The following is a 14,796-nucleotide window of genomic DNA, read 5'->3' as shown; positions in this document are numbered from 1 at the left end:
CATTACTCTTTGCTTGAGGGCGCAAGGTTGATGTTTGCAGGACCGTTAATCACCTCGCCGTCTGCGTGGAACCGCGACCCGTGGCATGGGCAGTCCCAGCTCCGTTCCGCTCCGTTCCAATGAACGATGCAGCCCAGGTGCGGGCAAACCGCCGACACCTCGGTGAGTTTCCCGTCGTCGTCGCGGCAAACCGCGACCTTCGTCATTCCCCGACGCAGAATGGCTCCCTCGCCAGGCTCGATCTCGTCCGTCGATTTTACTTCGCCCGGCGTAATCCAATCGAGGTATTGGTTGGCAACGTTGAGGTTCTCCTTGGCGAACTCGCTCACCGCACGCAGCGTTTTGCGTGACGGTGAATAGAGCGTCTCCCACGGATTCTCGCGGCCGAGAATGAGATCGCTCAGTAGCATGCCGGCGATCGTCCCGTGAGTGATCCCCATCCCCGAATCTCCCGTCGCCACGTAAACGTTGTCGGCATCAAGAGGGTTACGGCCGATGAACGCTAGCCCATCGATCGTCTCCATGCACTGGCCGCCCCAGGTGAACTCGACAACGCCTATCGGAAACCGCTTACTAGCCCAGTCGATTAGCCGCTGGTGGCGTTCTTCCGTGTCGGTCGCTTGTCCCGACTTATGATCCTCGCCGCCGACGATTAGCAAGTCGTGACTGTGATCAAGCGGCTGAAGGCGGACGTAGTGGTACGCGTCGAGCGTGTCCCAGTAGAGCGCATCCTCAATACTGCCGCGCGGAATGCGAAGCGCGACGACATACGTCATGTAGGGCGCCTGCTTCGTGTGTAGCGCAAACATGTCGTTGATCGGCGAATTCGTGGCAACGATCACCGCATTAGCCTGCACGCGGTGCTCGCCGATCTCGACAGCGGCCCGTTCTCCTCCCGTGACTTTATCAGCGTGGGTATTCGTAAAAACCTTGCCGCCGGCTCGCTTGAATGAACGAACCATGCCGTCGAGATACTTGAATGGATGGAATCTCGCTTGTCGTGGGAATCGCAAGCAGGGGCCGGTGTCGTGCAGTGTGAGGGGAGCCCGCGATTCCCACTCCACGTCGACGCCAGCTAACAAGGCAGCATCGAACTCATCGTGGAGATCGACGTCGTTATGGTCGGGCGCTGCAAACAGGTAAGCGTCGAGCCGTTCGAAGTCGCAGTCGACGTGCAGTTCTCGACTTACTCGCTCAATGAAGTCGATCGCCGATGCATGGCTCTCCGTCGCCAAACGCGTGTTTGACTCGCCGTGCCAACTCAACATGTTGACGAAGCGATCGTCGATCACATTCGACAGGTGCGCAGTCGTAACGTGCGTCATGCCGCTGGCCAGTGGCCCATCGTCGAGTAAGACGACTCGTTGACCTTCTTTCGCCAACAGATATGCGGAAGTTAGTCCGGAAATGCCGCCGCCTACGACGCAGACGTCGCAGTCAAGATCAGAGTTGATCCGCCGCGACCTAGGCAGTTCGACGGTCGCTCCCCATATCGATTCATTTTCCGCGGTGGCGATCGGTGAGATGCGTTCCATGGTCCTACCCCTGCTCAGAGATGGCGAGAAAAGCTAGCGAGTCCCATGCAAGGTATGTGCCGCCCAAGGGCAACGAAAAAATGTGCGGAGTTCTGCGTAATTGACAGTCGGCCCAGTCAATAGCCCTCCAGAGCGTCCTGAACTGGACCGACCATCGGTTGCCCCGCCACCATTCCCAAGGGCGAGGCAACAAGGGTAGACGCTAGGGGCGTTCACTCTCATCGCAACGTTTTGCTAGTTCGGCGGTCAGCTTCGCGAGCGAGGTGAGCTCATACTGCTCGCAGACCTTGCTCATTTGCTGAAGCTCCGCGGAGGGGTATTGGTCGCAATCAGACCGGTGACCGTCGAGAAGAATCGCCGACTGCAGTAGCTTCCGATCATCAGCCGATTTGCAGGCGATCATCTTGCCCTGGTATTCAAGCGGGAAGAGCTTTTCGGTATCCACGGTCACCTCTCCACACCGGGATTAAGGGTCTGCAGGCTAAAGAGCGGCTGCTGATGACACGATGGCTCGCTCGGCATCGTCGAGATCAAAATAGCCCTCACCGTGACGATCGACTTCCTGCCAGCCCTCAGGCGATTGTGCGTAGACAACGCCGAGCCAACGCTCAGATACAGGATCAAACCCAACTTCGGCGATGACGCGCCCGTCGTCGGTCGCGTACCACGCCGTTGGTTCCGCCGGCGCGGTGCGATCATGAGGCAGGGAAAGCACTTCGTCGAAATACTCACGAGTGGTGGGTCTCAAGGACATGCCGATGCTCCTGGGTCGCTCAACAAGCTGACACGGCGACCCCAGGTTGAAAGGCTGATAACAACGGAGGGGCCGCCGTGCCAGTTGATTCGTCAGCGCAAGGAGAGAAGCGGATACCGCGGCGGCCCGACAAACAGGAAAGCGGGTCGCCGCGGCAGAGCCGCAGTCGGTAATCGAAGCCGATCAGTTAGCCGGCGGGGGATTCTCGCCCGACTCCTCAACCGTCGTCTCGGTCGTTCTGGTGGTTTCGCCCTCTGGCGTACTGACGGTCGTTTCAGTCTTCGTCGACGCCTTATCCGAACAACCGGTCAAACCGCCGACAGACATGAGGCCGGCCAGCACAGCCAGCGAGAGATAGCGTTTCATCATTCAGCCTTTCAAAAGAGAAACAAACAGGTGGGCGAATCGCCCGCAAAACGTGTTAATCAGCCGCCGCGCCCATCCCCCTCCGAATTGCCCATCCATGAATCGATTGGCGCGGCGGGTTGTTGGCTCCTGAGTGGATCGCGACCGCTTTGACTGCAAAGGTTCCGCATTTCTGATCCGCGGAGCGTCGAAGGCAGCCGCCGAAGGCTCAGTATTGGGCAGTAACCTGAACCTCACGGCGACTCTGCTGTATGCAGCGTCACACCGCAACGCGAAAGACGTGCCGAAGCTACACCGTCAGCGACGGCAGGCTAGCCAGCGTGACGCTAGGGAAGCCAGTGGATACCAAGGCACGGTACTTGCAATTACGCGATTCTCCACACTCCGGAAGGGATCGTCATGGACATGCCGCGTCGAACGCCAGGCCGCCCTCATCTAGACACTCACGCCGAAGATGCCGCTATTCTCCGATCTTGGCGCGAAGCTAAAGCTGAAGGGATCACGCGGCGCGAGTTCGCCGAGCAGCGGTCAATGAGCCGTGATGACCTCGAACGCGTGATCCAGCGAGCGACGAAACGGCTGCCGAATCATCAAACCGACGACTGAGGGCTCTTCTCGAAAATCAATCGCACTGGACTGAGCTCACTGCGTTGCGAGCGATTGGCGTGCCCATAGATTCGGAGGCCGCGAGGAGCCCGGAGGTGGACACTAAGAAGCTTGGGCGATTCGCCCCTCTGGGTGTGTCATCGCCTGCTCGAAATTTTGCTGCAGCAGCGTGAACGCTTCCAGGTCGCCGCCATGGTTCGGGTGGGCCTCCATTGCAAGCGATCGGTAAGCGGCGAGCACATCGTCGGGAGTGGCATCAGCGTGAAGTCCCAGGGCCTCGAAACTGCTCGGCACGTAATGGCCTGGCGATCCTGTTTTCATAACTGGCTCTACGGCTGGATTGATCACCTCCGGCGGCATTCTTGTCCGGTAGCGCCGTAGGATGTCATTGAATAGCACCAACGATGCGAAGGCGATCGCTGCCACGATCGTCAGCTGGGGTAGGTCCAATCTGAGCATCACATCCTCCAGGAGCGGGTAACTAGCGACCGATGCAATGCTCGTGCCACGCGGAAGGATGAGAGAGCGATCAGCCGAGCAGAACGGCTGAAAAAGCGGAGCGTCGCTCCTCTCCACGAACATCGACGCCCCGTCCTTGCCCCAGCTGGAATTGAGAAGCACGAAGCCTCTCGCGAGTGGACCTCCGCCTCTCTGCGTCGCTAGACCCGCCCAGTCAGTCTGGCGAAATCAATTGTAGGCTTATGAGCACTTCACTCAAGCATCAGCCGCACTCAGACGCTGGCACGGTCGATCGCCTGGCTTGCGAGCCGCTGGTACTTCCCTAGCGAGTAGCGCTGGCAGGCTTCTTTGATTAGATGCAGTCGGCCGATGGAATGCTGCAGCACGGTCGCCGGATCGATCTCGAGGGCCTGCGCTTCCTTCAAGAGCTTCAGGTCCTCCGCCGAAGCGCAGACGATGTTGCGGCCAGCGAGGAAGATCTGGCGCGGTGGGAAGTTGTCGTACAAAGCGGCTATTCCAGGGGTGCGATCTTGGGGCAATCGCACAATCTTGGCGGGGTCGACTTGAATTCGCAACCGGGTTCGAATTTGCCCTTTTGTCATGAGCGTTAACCTCATTGACGCCCTGCGATATAGGGCCGAAAGGCAAATCTCTACTTGACGGCTGCTTGCACTCCCGCGGTTATGCTCAGGGGATGACTGCTGCGTGGCGCTGCAATTTTGCAGGGCAGAGACTTCGGCAGGAGGCAGCTCGCAAGGGCATTTTCCTACCTCATCTCTCAATCCCGCCTGCATCGAATCCAACAACCCGATCCGCTACAATCCCAGCCAAACCTTCTCTTCCCCCGGAGCTTCTCGATGAAACCTCTCTACCTGCTAGCCATTGGCGTCGCTGTTGGTTGGGCCGCCTCGGACGTCGATTGGAGCCGCGAAGCGGTGGCGGCCCAGGACTCGACTGCCCCTACAGCTGATATCGCGTCGACACTGGGCAACTCATTTTATCTCTACACCAGTGAACTTCACGCAGACAAAGCCGGCGTGGTTGAAGTGCCATCCAGTTATCAATGGAGCGTGGAAGCAAGCTGGCGGGGAGTCGACGTTCACGGCAATGATCTGCCGGATACGCGAGTGATGCTTCGGCTATACGATCCAGCCCATAACTTCACGGCCCTGACCGCGCAGATGGACCTTGCGACAGCCGCGAAGCTTCAAGCGGAACTGGCTTCGATCATTTCCAAGAAAATAGAGAATCCGGGTTTCCAGCACCGACCGCAACTTTGGGATTCGAGCGAATTCCCAAAAATGACCGTTAAAGAGATCAAGCCGGACGGTGAAGTAGTACTGGAAGAGATCACCAACTAACACCGGCTCCTAGATGCTGAAAGCTATCCGCTACGCCTTGGCGGCGATTTTCCTTGCGGCGAGCGTGGGCTGCTTGGCGTTGTGGCAGTTCGACGGCGTAAAGCCTCGCACCCTGGCGATCTCATCGGCGACCCATGAAGTACGCTTGGAGGCGTGGCGAGGCAAAGGGATGATTTCAATGCTCAGCGTGAGACAGACAGCGGTGCCAGTTTACCGACAAGCCGTGCTGAGATACTTGTTAGCAAACTCAAGCGGTCGAGTCGGCTACAGAAATCGGGGGATTCATTTTCCCCTCTGGTACGCCGCGCTCGTCTTCGCCGTTGCCGCCGTCGCGGCGATTCGCATCGGTCGCCAGTTCACGCTGCGGTCGGCGTTGGTGGGAATGAGCGTCGTCGCTGTGCTGCTGGGGATGGTGGCTACGTTGTAGCTTCACGATTTCATCAGCAATCGCGTTGAAGCCATACTTTGGGCGACCGCGATTGGTTGGTGCCGTGTGAGGTTAACCGCAGGTCCAAAGCTTTCAGCCAAAAGCGAAAGCCCGGTGCAGCGATTTGCCGCACCGGGCTCGCTAGCCCTACTTACGAGACTGCGGTGAAGTCGCAGGCTGCGTTGTGCTTGCAGTCTTCGGAGCGGCGTTTAGTTGCTCCATGATCTTCTTCGCTTCCGACATGTGCATAGTTGTCATCTTCTCGCCTTCAGCGATGAGTTTCTGAAGCTCAGGTGAAGCAAACGAATTGCTGCCGCGAAGGTGCGCCAACATTCCCACATGCGCTCCAAGCTGCTGCCCAATGAAGGCTTGGTCGAACTCCGCGCCCTTGTACTGACCAAGTTCCTTTTCAGTTAGCGACAAACACTCACTCTTCACTGCCTGCATGAGTGCGGTGGCACTCTTAGAGTGTCCGATGGGTTGCGAACGGTCTGCACCGCCATTTGCTGGATTGTCACTCGACAGTTGCAAGTTGGCGACTTCAGGTGCCGCCTTCTCGATCATTGCCACCGCCTTGGTGTGAGCTGCAACCAGCGTTTTGGCGAATTCTTTTACTTGAGGATGCTCAGCGTGCTCCTCTGCGAACTGTGCGAGTGCGATCTCTTCACGGTTTCCCAAAAGCATGCACGTCGCGATTTGTTGGTCGAGGTTTGTTTCGCCGCTCCCAGCTTTCGCCTCTGCGGCGATGGAAACGGGCGCGAACGCGATGGCGTAAGCACATGAAAAAGCTACTACTATTAACGAATTAAGTCTCATCTCACACTCTTTCTATGAAACAGAAGGGTTTGCGCCTATGCCCGCAATTAAGTGTGCAGAAAGACCTTTCTTGAATCGCAGCCGCTGACTTGTAAGTCTTTGGAAGAAGTCGGCGATAGCTGCGTGCATCGATCTAATGGCAGGACGATCGTAGGCGTGCAAGGCTTATGCCGCTATTAGTTGACTGGCTCGTGAGTAGAGAAACTCGCATCCAGGAAAAACAACCGCCTAGTCTTGTTATTGCGTCCGACAGAATGTGGTGCCGATCGACGCAAACTGAACGTGCGCCGTCCAACAGTTATGCTCAGGCGCTCGTTCCGCCTGCTTCAGTACTTTCTAACGAGCTTAAGGTTGAGAAGTGGCGTAAGACCTTATCCACCACAGTGTCTGGACACTCGGCGTCATTGACAGTTAAGTTCAGACCCGCCCCGTCGCCAACGATGCAGAACTCGTAATGCTCGTAGTCAAAAACTAGAACGGTTTCGGATACATCTGACATGAACAAGGTAATATTCGCCCCAGGAAGTAGCTCGGTGTGGGGCAGAATCGCTCGAAAGGAATGCGCGTAACCTAATTGACCAATCTGGCGTTTCCATAACGGAGGCAGTCGGGATTGGAGTAAGTCCATAACACAATTCTCCCATTCCAGATGATCGCGGCAGCGTAGCACTCCCATTCTTAGGCATCTCTCGTCGCAGATGTGTCTAATTCCGTTCAGATTGAGTCAATTGCTACCAAACACGCCAATCGCAAGTCTGACGCATTACTCGAGCGTCGCGCTGTATTTCCGCTCCACTCCTGAGTTGTTCTTAGATTGCAATGACCCTTTCGGGGTACACGCTATATTTATTAGTGATTTAATTAGCAGTTTTGTCTGTCTTTGGGCGAGTTCTCACCCAAGAATTGAGTTTAAAGCAATTCGCTTTTACCAAGGATGAGAATGCACTACCAAGGCTTGCTGGAATCTCCCTATTCGCACATCTCTCGTCGTAAGTTCGCGGAACTGCCGTTCTCGCGAACTTGGCAAGATATGTTCAGCCAGCTTGAGCAGTTAGACGGCTGCCGAATCGTAAGATTCACCGGTGAAGATCGAGACACGTGGATTGTATTCGACTATCGCGGTTTTGAATTTGGCATGCACGATCGTGGCGCGATCATTGAATTCACGGTGAGCAATTACGACTGCCCAGAAGACTTGCTCAGCGGCGTCCTGCATCACTTCTCAGAGTTCCTGTCGCCTAGTATGAGCGACTGACCGGCAACGCCGGAAAACCACGCCAACCCATTTAAGATTGACACCACTGCGGCGGGTTGGCGTGGCGGACCGGTAAGTTACGAGAATAGCGGTCTGTTTGTGAGATGAATGACTCGCTGGCGAGTCATACCGTGCAGGCCGTGCAGGCCGTCCACTAGCGCAGCGACGCACTTAGATTAGATAAGAAGCGTCGCAAGCTCGGCCGATCTCGCGACGCCGCTATTTGTCTTCGCAGCAGCCGCAACCTGTCGACTTAGGCTCGGCAGTTCTCACCGCGATACCTACACCGTATGGCGTGTTGTCTGAAGCCGCTAGCGACAAAGTTGCAAGTCTGACACTATGTTCTGCGAAATTCGGAACAGTGCATGCGAAATAAGGCCGTAATCATCCAAATCGTTGTTTAGTGGGGTAGTAGTTCAAGCAAGTTGGCGTATGTTAGAGACCGTCCTCGCTGAAATCGCTTGGCTCCCTAAGCCGATTCTTACCGCACCGGCCGATTTGACCTTTCATCGCCTGTCAAGCTCAGCACACGCCTTCACTGTAGGCACTTTCAAATGGCTTCGACGCCTTGCGACTGGTGCGATGGCACCGGCCGCTGTTCCCGCTGTGCCGGGATCGGTTCCTTTCCTCCTGAAGCCCCTCAGCAACCCGCGAACCGTCGCGCCTGTAAAGCGTGCTACGCCAACGGGCAATGTCAGAAATGTCATGGGACGACGGTTCCGAGCAGCACGGGATTGATCGGGGGCATTCATGACCGCCGATGAAGAAACGAAAATGAGCGTCGTTGCGGCGTTGCTCGGAATGGTGGTGGCGTTGTGAGACCCTACACCCCCGCCGGTCTTAAATCAGAGATGCGGATTTGAGCCAATCGCCGTTTCGCGTCGCCCTCCAATCCCTCGAAGGCTTGGCGCACAACTTGTTGCGAAGCTGGCTCTAGCGACTCGCACAGCAAGCCAACTTCGGTTTCGATCGGGTCCAGCGCCGCGATGATGTCGGCGAGCGTAAGCTGGTCCGCCGCGCGGGCAAGTCTATAACCGCCCGCGACGCCGCGAACGCTTTCCAGTACGCCGCCTTTCACTAGGCGACGCATGAGTTGCAGAATATACCTCTCTGGCAGCTTTGCGATTTTGCAAATCGCGGGATTCGCAAGAGGCTTCGAGGACTTATTGGCGGCAACCTGCACAACGGCTGCTAGGGCGTGGGCGACCGAATTACTTAACTTCATTGCTCTGAAATTCTGGCGTTGGCTTGGCGTTTGAATGTTCGCTCGCGACTCTCAGTTCGGCACGAGCGCATAAGCCGGCGATTCGCCCTCCGCCAAGCGACAGAAACGCGGCAACTGCGGGGAGAGTATAAGTAAGACAATTGCCAAGATCGATGGCAATTCACGGCTACCAAAAGAACGGGTGGCTATCCAGCAACTCAATGCCAGCCTGCGAAACGACCGCCGCTGAGTTTTCGAGAACCAGCAGCGATTTCGCTAGAAGGCTGCGGACCGCTTCATCTTCAACGGTCGCGAAGCTGTTGAACTCGCGTAGCCAATTGAGCATGGCCGCCTCGCAGATACGCGCATTCGAAACGGCGGAACTGGAGGGCTGAGCGGCTATGTGCGCCATCGCAGCGATGGCGTAGCCGCAGGTGGTCGTAATCCTCATTGATTAGCTTTCGTATTGTGAGCTCGAGGCTGGCGGTGGAGTGTGTGATTGAAGAATCGACAGTCGGCCTAGCCAGTAGCCCCCGCTCGGAGCTTCCTGAACTGGACCGACCATCAGTCGCCCGAGAGGCACCAATGGGAGGGCACTCGACGTATTCCAGCGGCTCGAAAGTTTCGTCGCCGATTTCAATGTGCAGGACGTATTGCATTGGATTGGTTGCAACCGGCGCGGTCCTAATCCGGACCACCATAGTCGTAGCAATTGGAAACAATTGGAAAGCTGGCGCGGGGTTCGCTGCGGCCGTAAGGCTAAGAACTGTCGCAGGAACCGCCGTACCAGGGGTATGTGAATGAGGAAGCTCGCGGCGCCCCTGATGTGCGCAGCACCACCCTCCATGCGAAAGGTGTGCCGCGTTCCGCCATGCGACAATTTGTTACCGCTTGACGATTTACGGCCCGTCTATTGACGACGGCAGAGCGAACTTACAGAAGGCCTAGATACTCGCACCGCTGACAGGGGCCGTACACTTTCGCCGTCAATAAAGTGCTCAGGCTCATGGAACGCTCGGAGTGGCGCGCCCATTGCGGTGAATTCTACGGCTCAACTACCTAACCGGGAGGCTTCGGATCATGAAATCTCTAGCAACAATCACGTTCGCCGTACTTGCAACCCTACTCGCCCACAACTGCGCCAACGCGCAGAGCACTAGCGCGGTTGGCCCTCGAGGCAACCTCCGCTCGCGCCTTCCCTTCAGCAGTCCTGGCGGTGCCGCTGCTGGGCAGATGAGCCCAAGGACGCGCCCACAACCGACAGGCGGAGCGGTGAGCTTTATGGGCAACTACGCGGCATGGGCAGGCAATGGTTATCTAGGCGCAGGAACGTCCAGCGCTCAACCCTACCAACGCGGCCGAGGCCCCATGCTTCCGCAGCAACAGCGAAGCGTTAATGGCATTGGGGCTAACGACTTCAATCCGGCGAATCCGAATGCGCAGCAAGGGCAGCTAACTGGCCAACAAGACTTCGACGGTGACTACGGGTGGATGGACGTTGAACCGGCCGCTGCGGGGGCCCAGCGAGAGGGAGCAGCCAGCTCTGCCGGTGGCTCACCTTCCAACGACACCGCCAATGCTACGAACGTGCAGGGGTACACTGGGGCCGCGGTTCCAGGAGCGGACCAGGTGGCGACTCCAAGCAACGCTGCGAGGCCAGTTGCTCAGGCGATGAACCAGCAAGCCAGTGAATGGCGCTTTTACCAAACGCCGCTAATGGACCGGGTACAGACTCAGCAATCGCCTCAAACGGCCGCCCCAACAGCCCCAGGGGTTAGACCCGCGCAGGGCCAACAGCCAACTGGCGTCGCCGAAACTGCGACCGGTGATCCGATCAAATACTAAGCGGCGCTCGACTGCGGTATTGAGGCGCAGCTGTCACGAGATGCGGTGAAACCTACTGCAACTCCAGCGTTCCTCTCCACTGAGCGTTAGGCGGAGCAACCCGAGCAATGAGGAGGCCGAAGATGCCACACGGGCCACGATTCGAGAAGTTGGCGGCAGAGGTGCAGGAAACCATCCAGGAAGTTTCAGCGGCCGAGGCCGGTGAGATTGCCGTGAACGGCGGGCTGCTGATCGACGTCCGAGAGGCCGACGAATTCGCCAAGGAACACGCCGCCGGCGCCAAGCACCTCTCGCGAGGGGTTCTTGAGATGAAGATCGAAGAGGTCGAGCCGGATGTCAGCCGGCCGATCGCCTGCTACTGCGGTGGCGGCAAGCGATCCGCGCTGGCAGTCGAGAGCCTCGAGCGAATGGGCTATGAGGATGTCTCGTCGCTGGCTGGGGGCTTCAAGGCGTGGAAGGCGGCGGGACTGGCGGTGGAGTAGCCTCGGCTGACCAGTGACAAGTTGTCATGCGACGTCGGATCTCTCTCCGGGCGCGGAGGCGGCGGCATGCGGCGCGAGTGGACGGCGCCGGCGGTTGAGTTCGACGACGAACAGTTGGTCACCGCGACCTAAACTAGGCTGTTTTGACAACATGACGCCGGACGATGCGCAGAGCAAAGCCTTCGCGCCGGCTGGTCAGACGGTGAGCGCGTAGATCGCTCGTGTGAGCGTTCCTGCAGCCCAAAGCGCACCAGCCATGCCAGCTAACTGAAGAAGGCGAGCGATGATCCGAGGAATGCTCGCGGGCAGATACCACGCGCCAACGACTACCAGGGCGACGTTCACCAGGCCGAAGACCATTCCGATGCCCATCCACCGGTCGGGCAGGATTCCCGCGGAAGCGGACAGGCTGCCGCACCACACGGCGAGCAACACCGTGGTTGCCCAAACAACGGTAACGGCAATCGGTACGCGATACGTTTGGACCATGGCACCCGTCCTGAAGCATGCCAAACTGGCGAGACATGTCCTCTCACCTGAAACTCTAGCATACGGAAGGGCATGTTGGTGGCGTAGGAACCCGACTCGGCGGCGGTTAGAATGGGCGGCATGGATTTAGTGAAGTCGATCTTCGGGTGGCTGACGCTTGCCGTATGGATCGCACTCTTCGCCGTCGCGGAAATCCTGCACCGTAACCCGGGCAGCCGGCCGCTACTGATCGCCGTCTGCGTGCTTCTCGCCTTCGCAATTCCAACAGTACCAATTTCCGCTTGGCTGCATCGGTCTGCCAACGACAGCGGCGGCGGCTTAGTAAGTGATCAGGGCACACGGTCAGAGTCCGTTGCTTCGTTAGACAGGGCAGAAACGCCTTACTCGGAATTGCCCGAGCAGGGTGATTAACTCCGCCCCAGAATCCGGCGGCTAGGTCTGCTTTCGCTGGGGAGCGCGGGCAGTAGAATGCGGCGATGGTGATTCGCCGCCGCATCCGAGACTCGATCCAGCCCTCAATGCTACTCGCTAGTATCAGCCTGCGCGACTCCGTCCGGCGAGGTGCTAGGTATGGTGTGGCCTTCGGAAGCGTTTTTGCGATCGTCTGCTCTGGCTTTCTTCTGCCTCTGGTGATGATCAGTTCTGGCATCGAGCTCTGTAGGGGAGATTCGGTTGGCGAGGTGGCAAAGGTTGTGGGTAAGGTGGTTGCCTTCCTGGCATTGCTTTAACTTCTAATAGCCGCAGCGTTCACAGTGTTAGGCGCTGCCGTCGCTGAGTATGCGAGGCGATTTGTTCGCGGACGCCACTGAGTCGCGTCAGAGGTGTGCCATCCGCTTTCGCCCCGTCCGTCGCCAGCGGGTATAGTGGGGGCATGAAGCGACCTTTCCGATACAGCTTAGAGTCTTTGCTGTACGCGACGGTGCTGCTCGCAGTGTTGTTGACGCTGATTCATTTGGCGTGGTCCGCCTTCAAAGCAACAGCCGACTGCTAGAACAACCCACCCATCGCCTCCACCTCAAGCGACCCATCCGCCAACGGCCGCATCAAATCATCCAGCAGCCCGCGATCTTTGATCTCAGGATCAAGCCAGCGAGCGTGTTGCCCGCGCCGCGCGAGTAGTGGCGCGGCGCGGGCATCCGTCTTCGACGCCCTGTTCTGCGGCGTTCTCGTGGGCTGGAATTCACGAACGCCGCAGCTATGCTATGTCGCGACGGCGTATTCTTCGACCCAATTGCACCCACCCTCACCGAAGAGAGAGATGAAGACGGAAACTTGCGAAGCGTGTTCAGGAACGAGCCGCTGCTCCAACTGCGAAGGAGTGGGATCGTTCCCCTCTGAGGATAAGAAGAGACCGGCCGAGCGTCGCGCATGCAAGGAGTGCCACGCGAGCGGACGCTGCATGAAGTGTAGCGCGAAGCCGCCAACCTGAAGCCGCCCCCGGATTTGCCCTATGATTTCGGTTCCTGCCTACTGAACCGAGGACTAAGTGGCTAACTCCGATGAGGCGTACCCTATTGAAAGCTGCCAATACACGGCTGGCGGCTTCAAATATGACGTGACAATCTTCCGCCAACGGGAGAAATATCACGCCGCTTGGTACTGCCCGCGCTGCCTCACGCAGACGGAAACCACTCCCTGCAACGAGTGGAACTCCGCCAAGCAGGACGCCTACGATGCTATCGGCGCCCACCACTTCTACAAGCACGTTCCGGGCGAGCCGCCGCGGGAAGGGCTCAACTGACTTTGGCAGGGTGGGTGGTCCAGGATGTGTGCGACCCCCTAGAGTGGGCTGCGCGACTGATTCACTACAGTTTGCTTTCGATCCACACGACGATAGGCACATGGGAACCGAGCAACACCGCCGCAACTTAGATTATGACGAACTATCGCTGCTGATTGCCGCGGAGTCCCGAATCGACATTGCTATGTCAAAGCTCATTGCGACGACCCAAGGCGTCACGGACGCCACAACCGCGCAAGTGGCGGCCATCAGCGAACTGCGGGAAGCCAGGGATGCTATCAGGGTTCTGAGAGATCGGCTCGGCCGACCGCATTAGTCTTTCCGCGGCCTGATGTCAGCTGATTCCCCAAACTAGTTGCTTTCAATGGCGGTTTTGCACTGCATCCGCAACTAACTGTTTGAGGTGCTGCATTTCTTCGCTCGGCAGCATCGCTTCGACTTCGCGAAGTCGGCGTCCGTGTCGAGGCTGCCCCTTCGGCACGGCGTCGTCTTGCGGGTAGGGTGAATACGCGTCGCGGCCCTCAATTCCCCCTAGATAGGTGAGTTTCCCGCTAACTACGTGCGTATGATGGGTAGTGGCATTTGATCGCCCGCACTTCTACCCACGAGCCAAGATGGCCAACCCCGCCTGTTCGTTGTGTCACAACTCCGGTCGCTGTCCAAACTGCGAAGGGGTTGGGTCATTCCCGTCTGCCGACAAGAACCAACCCGCGCTGAGGCGCCCCTGCAAGGCGTGCTTCTCTAGCGGTCGCTGTATTAAGTGCAGCGCCGCGCTAGTCGCGAAGTGACCGGAGCGACAGAGTGTTACATCGCCTGTCGTTACGAAGGCTCCGAGCGGCTGACCACGCGCGGAGCCTTTTCAATGCGCAGTGCAAATTCCATAGCTCGCCAGTGGTGCATTAATATCCTGAAAGCACCCGTCACGCCGCTAAATGGCGCCGATTCCGCTGCCGAAACACTGAGGGCAGGAGGAGATGATGGCGACCAGTCAGCACCGGTTTCGGTTGGGCGAGATTGATTACTTATGCACGATGGTCAGGCAGGAAGGCGAGTACGCCGCGGAGTATCTCTGCCCGGTCTGCGATCGTAAGTTCACCGCCGCGCGTCGCTTCGCCAGCGAGCGCGAAGGCGCCATCCGCATGCTCGCCGTGATCTACAGCGAACACCACGTACGGGTTCACTTGATCCCCGATAGGGGCATGTGACCATCCGCTAGCACAAGTGCTTCAGGATTGAACGATTCAGACGCCGGCGCGATCGATCGCTTGGCTCGCTAGCCGCTGATACTTGCCGAGCGAGTATCGCTGGCAGGCTTCCTTGATCAGGTGCAGCCGGCCGATGGAATGCTGCAGCACGGTCGCCGGATCGATCTCGAGGGCCTGAGTTTCCTTCAAGCAGCTTCAGACTCGCTGACGGAGAAGAACGTAGCAATATCTCCCGGCGCTCGGAATGCTAA

General features: G+C 58.0%; 19 protein-coding genes. 8 read left to right on the top strand and 11 right to left on the bottom strand.

The genetic code is table 11. The features are described from left to right. Nucleotides 1-2: 2 nt before the first annotated feature. The 6 genes from PLANPX_RS05210 to PLANPX_RS05185 form a co-directional block, all read right to left on the bottom strand. Nucleotides 3-1,535 carry an FAD-dependent oxidoreductase gene (locus PLANPX_RS05210; RefSeq protein WP_152097710.1) on the bottom strand — a complete coding sequence of 511 codons (1,533 nt, stop codon included), beginning with the start codon at nucleotides 1,533-1,535 and terminating at the stop codon, nucleotides 3-5. Between the two features lie 202 nt (nucleotides 1,536-1,737). Next, the gene (locus PLANPX_RS05205; protein ID WP_152097709.1) at nucleotides 1,738-1,980 is read right to left on the bottom strand and encodes a hypothetical protein; all 243 of its coding nucleotides are present in this window, start codon (nucleotides 1,978-1,980) and stop codon (nucleotides 1,738-1,740) included. Nucleotides 1,981-2,016: 36 nt separating this feature from the next. Continuing rightward, a complete protein-coding gene (locus PLANPX_RS05200) occupies nucleotides 2,017-2,289 on the bottom strand; it encodes a hypothetical protein (protein ID WP_152097708.1) in 273 nt (90 codons plus the stop codon). 183 nt (nucleotides 2,290-2,472) lie between these two features. Beyond that, nucleotides 2,473-2,658, bottom strand: a complete 186-nt coding sequence (locus tag PLANPX_RS05195) for a hypothetical protein (RefSeq protein ID WP_172991886.1) — start codon at nucleotides 2,656-2,658, stop codon at nucleotides 2,473-2,475. 705 nt (nucleotides 2,659-3,363) lie between these two features. Beyond that, nucleotides 3,364-3,882 (bottom strand): hypothetical protein, encoded by a 519-nt coding sequence (locus PLANPX_RS05190; RefSeq protein WP_152097706.1) that lies wholly within the window; start codon nucleotides 3,880-3,882, stop codon nucleotides 3,364-3,366. Nucleotides 3,883-3,992: 110 nt separating this feature from the next. After that, complete coding sequence (locus PLANPX_RS05185) at nucleotides 3,993-4,226, bottom strand: hypothetical protein (protein ID WP_152097705.1); 234 nt, start codon at nucleotides 4,224-4,226, stop codon at nucleotides 3,993-3,995. Between the two features lie 351 nt (nucleotides 4,227-4,577). On the opposite strand from PLANPX_RS05185, the gene PLANPX_RS05180 reads away from it, so the two are divergent. Both PLANPX_RS05180 and PLANPX_RS05175 read left to right on the top strand, forming a co-directional pair. Continuing rightward, entirely contained in the window at nucleotides 4,578-5,081 is a 504-nt protein-coding gene (locus tag PLANPX_RS05180) for a hypothetical protein (RefSeq protein ID WP_152097704.1), read from the top strand. 13 nt (nucleotides 5,082-5,094) lie between these two features. After that, complete coding sequence (locus PLANPX_RS05175; RefSeq protein WP_152097703.1) at nucleotides 5,095-5,508, top strand: hypothetical protein; 414 nt, start codon at nucleotides 5,095-5,097, stop codon at nucleotides 5,506-5,508. Between the two features lie 147 nt (nucleotides 5,509-5,655). Here PLANPX_RS05175 and PLANPX_RS05170 read toward each other — a convergent pair whose 3' ends face one another. Beyond that, entirely contained in the window at nucleotides 5,656-6,324 is a 669-nt protein-coding gene (locus PLANPX_RS05170) for a DUF4142 domain-containing protein (protein WP_152097702.1), read from the bottom strand. Nucleotides 6,325-7,264: 940 nt separating this feature from the next. On the opposite strand from PLANPX_RS05170, the gene PLANPX_RS05165 reads away from it, so the two are divergent. Continuing rightward, complete coding sequence (locus PLANPX_RS05165; protein WP_152097701.1) at nucleotides 7,265-7,579, top strand: hypothetical protein; 315 nt, start codon at nucleotides 7,265-7,267, stop codon at nucleotides 7,577-7,579. 823 nt (nucleotides 7,580-8,402) lie between these two features. Here PLANPX_RS05165 and PLANPX_RS05160 read toward each other — a convergent pair. Both PLANPX_RS05160 and PLANPX_RS05155 read right to left on the bottom strand, forming a co-directional pair. After that, a complete protein-coding gene (locus PLANPX_RS05160) occupies nucleotides 8,403-8,804 on the bottom strand; it encodes an RrF2 family transcriptional regulator (protein WP_152097700.1) in 402 nt (133 codons plus the stop codon). Nucleotides 8,805-8,970: 166 nt separating this feature from the next. Next, nucleotides 8,971-9,234: a hypothetical protein gene (locus tag PLANPX_RS05155; RefSeq protein ID WP_152097699.1), complete on the bottom strand. Its 264-nt coding sequence runs from the start codon at nucleotides 9,232-9,234 to the stop codon at nucleotides 8,971-8,973. A 1,516-nt stretch (nucleotides 9,235-10,750) separates the two neighbouring features. Between PLANPX_RS05155 and PLANPX_RS05150 the strand changes: the two genes are divergently transcribed. Next, nucleotides 10,751-11,110 (top strand): rhodanese-like domain-containing protein, encoded by a 360-nt coding sequence (locus tag PLANPX_RS05150; RefSeq protein WP_152097698.1) that lies wholly within the window; start codon nucleotides 10,751-10,753, stop codon nucleotides 11,108-11,110. A gap of 195 nt (nucleotides 11,111-11,305) precedes the next feature. Here PLANPX_RS05150 and PLANPX_RS05145 read toward each other — a convergent pair whose 3' ends face one another. Further along, nucleotides 11,306-11,599, bottom strand: a complete 294-nt coding sequence (locus PLANPX_RS05145) for a hypothetical protein (protein ID WP_152097697.1) — start codon at nucleotides 11,597-11,599, stop codon at nucleotides 11,306-11,308. 120 nt (nucleotides 11,600-11,719) lie between these two features. Between PLANPX_RS05145 and PLANPX_RS05140 the strand changes: the two genes are divergently transcribed. The 4 genes from PLANPX_RS05140 to PLANPX_RS05125 all read left to right on the top strand — a co-directional run bounded on the left by PLANPX_RS05140 (nucleotide 11,720) and on the right by PLANPX_RS05125 (nucleotide 14,545). Beyond that, a complete protein-coding gene (locus PLANPX_RS05140; protein ID WP_152097696.1) occupies nucleotides 11,720-12,010 on the top strand; it encodes a hypothetical protein in 291 nt (96 codons plus the stop codon). A 1,075-nt stretch (nucleotides 12,011-13,085) separates the two neighbouring features. Next, nucleotides 13,086-13,340 (top strand): hypothetical protein, encoded by a 255-nt coding sequence (locus PLANPX_RS05135; RefSeq protein WP_152097695.1) that lies wholly within the window; start codon nucleotides 13,086-13,088, stop codon nucleotides 13,338-13,340. A gap of 100 nt (nucleotides 13,341-13,440) precedes the next feature. Continuing rightward, nucleotides 13,441-13,656 (top strand): hypothetical protein, encoded by a 216-nt coding sequence (locus tag PLANPX_RS05130; protein ID WP_152097694.1) that lies wholly within the window; start codon nucleotides 13,441-13,443, stop codon nucleotides 13,654-13,656. A gap of 658 nt (nucleotides 13,657-14,314) precedes the next feature. Beyond that, nucleotides 14,315-14,545: a hypothetical protein gene (locus tag PLANPX_RS05125; RefSeq protein WP_172991885.1), complete on the top strand. Its 231-nt coding sequence runs from the start codon at nucleotides 14,315-14,317 to the stop codon at nucleotides 14,543-14,545. A gap of 36 nt (nucleotides 14,546-14,581) precedes the next feature. On the opposite strand, the gene PLANPX_RS27180 is transcribed toward PLANPX_RS05125, so the two are convergent. Then, the gene (locus PLANPX_RS27180; protein WP_172991884.1) at nucleotides 14,582-14,734 is read right to left on the bottom strand and encodes a hypothetical protein; all 153 of its coding nucleotides are present in this window, start codon (nucleotides 14,732-14,734) and stop codon (nucleotides 14,582-14,584) included. Nucleotides 14,735-14,796: the final 62 nt, after the last annotated feature.

Origin of the sequence: Lacipirellula parvula (assembly GCF_009177095.1) — a bacterium.
GTDB classification, from domain to species: Bacteria; Planctomycetota; Planctomycetia; order Pirellulales; family Lacipirellulaceae; genus Lacipirellula; species Lacipirellula parvula.
The sequence above is the reverse complement of the archived record's forward strand: the minus strand, read 5'-3'. Positions and strand labels throughout refer to the sequence as shown.

What these genes read in the sequence shown, in the direction of transcription:
- PLANPX_RS05210 (WP_152097710.1), bottom strand. Translation starts at nt 1,535, where the DNA reads ATGGAACGCATCTCACCGATCGCCACCGCGGAAAATGAATCGATATGG.
- PLANPX_RS05200 (WP_152097708.1), bottom strand. Translation starts at nt 2,289, where the DNA reads ATGTCCTTGAGACCCACCACTCGTGAGTATTTCGACGAAGTGCTTTCC.
- PLANPX_RS05195 (WP_172991886.1), bottom strand. Translation starts at nt 2,658, where the DNA reads ATGATGAAACGCTATCTCTCGCTGGCTGTGCTGGCCGGCCTCATGTCT.
- PLANPX_RS05180 (WP_152097704.1), top strand. Translation starts at nt 4,578, where the DNA reads ATGAAACCTCTCTACCTGCTAGCCATTGGCGTCGCTGTTGGTTGGGCC.
- PLANPX_RS05175 (WP_152097703.1), top strand. Translation starts at nt 5,095, where the DNA reads ATGCTGAAAGCTATCCGCTACGCCTTGGCGGCGATTTTCCTTGCGGCG.
- PLANPX_RS05170 (WP_152097702.1), bottom strand. Translation starts at nt 6,324, where the DNA reads ATGAGACTTAATTCGTTAATAGTAGTAGCTTTTTCATGTGCTTACGCC.
- PLANPX_RS05165 (WP_152097701.1), top strand. Translation starts at nt 7,265, where the DNA reads ATGCACTACCAAGGCTTGCTGGAATCTCCCTATTCGCACATCTCTCGT.
- PLANPX_RS05160 (WP_152097700.1), bottom strand. Translation starts at nt 8,804, where the DNA reads ATGAAGTTAAGTAATTCGGTCGCCCACGCCCTAGCAGCCGTTGTGCAG.
- PLANPX_RS05155 (WP_152097699.1), bottom strand. Translation starts at nt 9,234, where the DNA reads ATGAGGATTACGACCACCTGCGGCTACGCCATCGCTGCGATGGCGCAC.
- PLANPX_RS05150 (WP_152097698.1), top strand. Translation starts at nt 10,751, where the DNA reads ATGCCACACGGGCCACGATTCGAGAAGTTGGCGGCAGAGGTGCAGGAA.
- PLANPX_RS05145 (WP_152097697.1), bottom strand. Translation starts at nt 11,599, where the DNA reads ATGGTCCAAACGTATCGCGTACCGATTGCCGTTACCGTTGTTTGGGCA.
- PLANPX_RS05140 (WP_152097696.1), top strand. Translation starts at nt 11,720, where the DNA reads ATGGATTTAGTGAAGTCGATCTTCGGGTGGCTGACGCTTGCCGTATGG.
- PLANPX_RS05130 (WP_152097694.1), top strand. Translation starts at nt 13,441, where the DNA reads ATGGGAACCGAGCAACACCGCCGCAACTTAGATTATGACGAACTATCG.
- PLANPX_RS05125 (WP_172991885.1), top strand. Translation starts at nt 14,315, where the DNA reads ATGATGGCGACCAGTCAGCACCGGTTTCGGTTGGGCGAGATTGATTAC.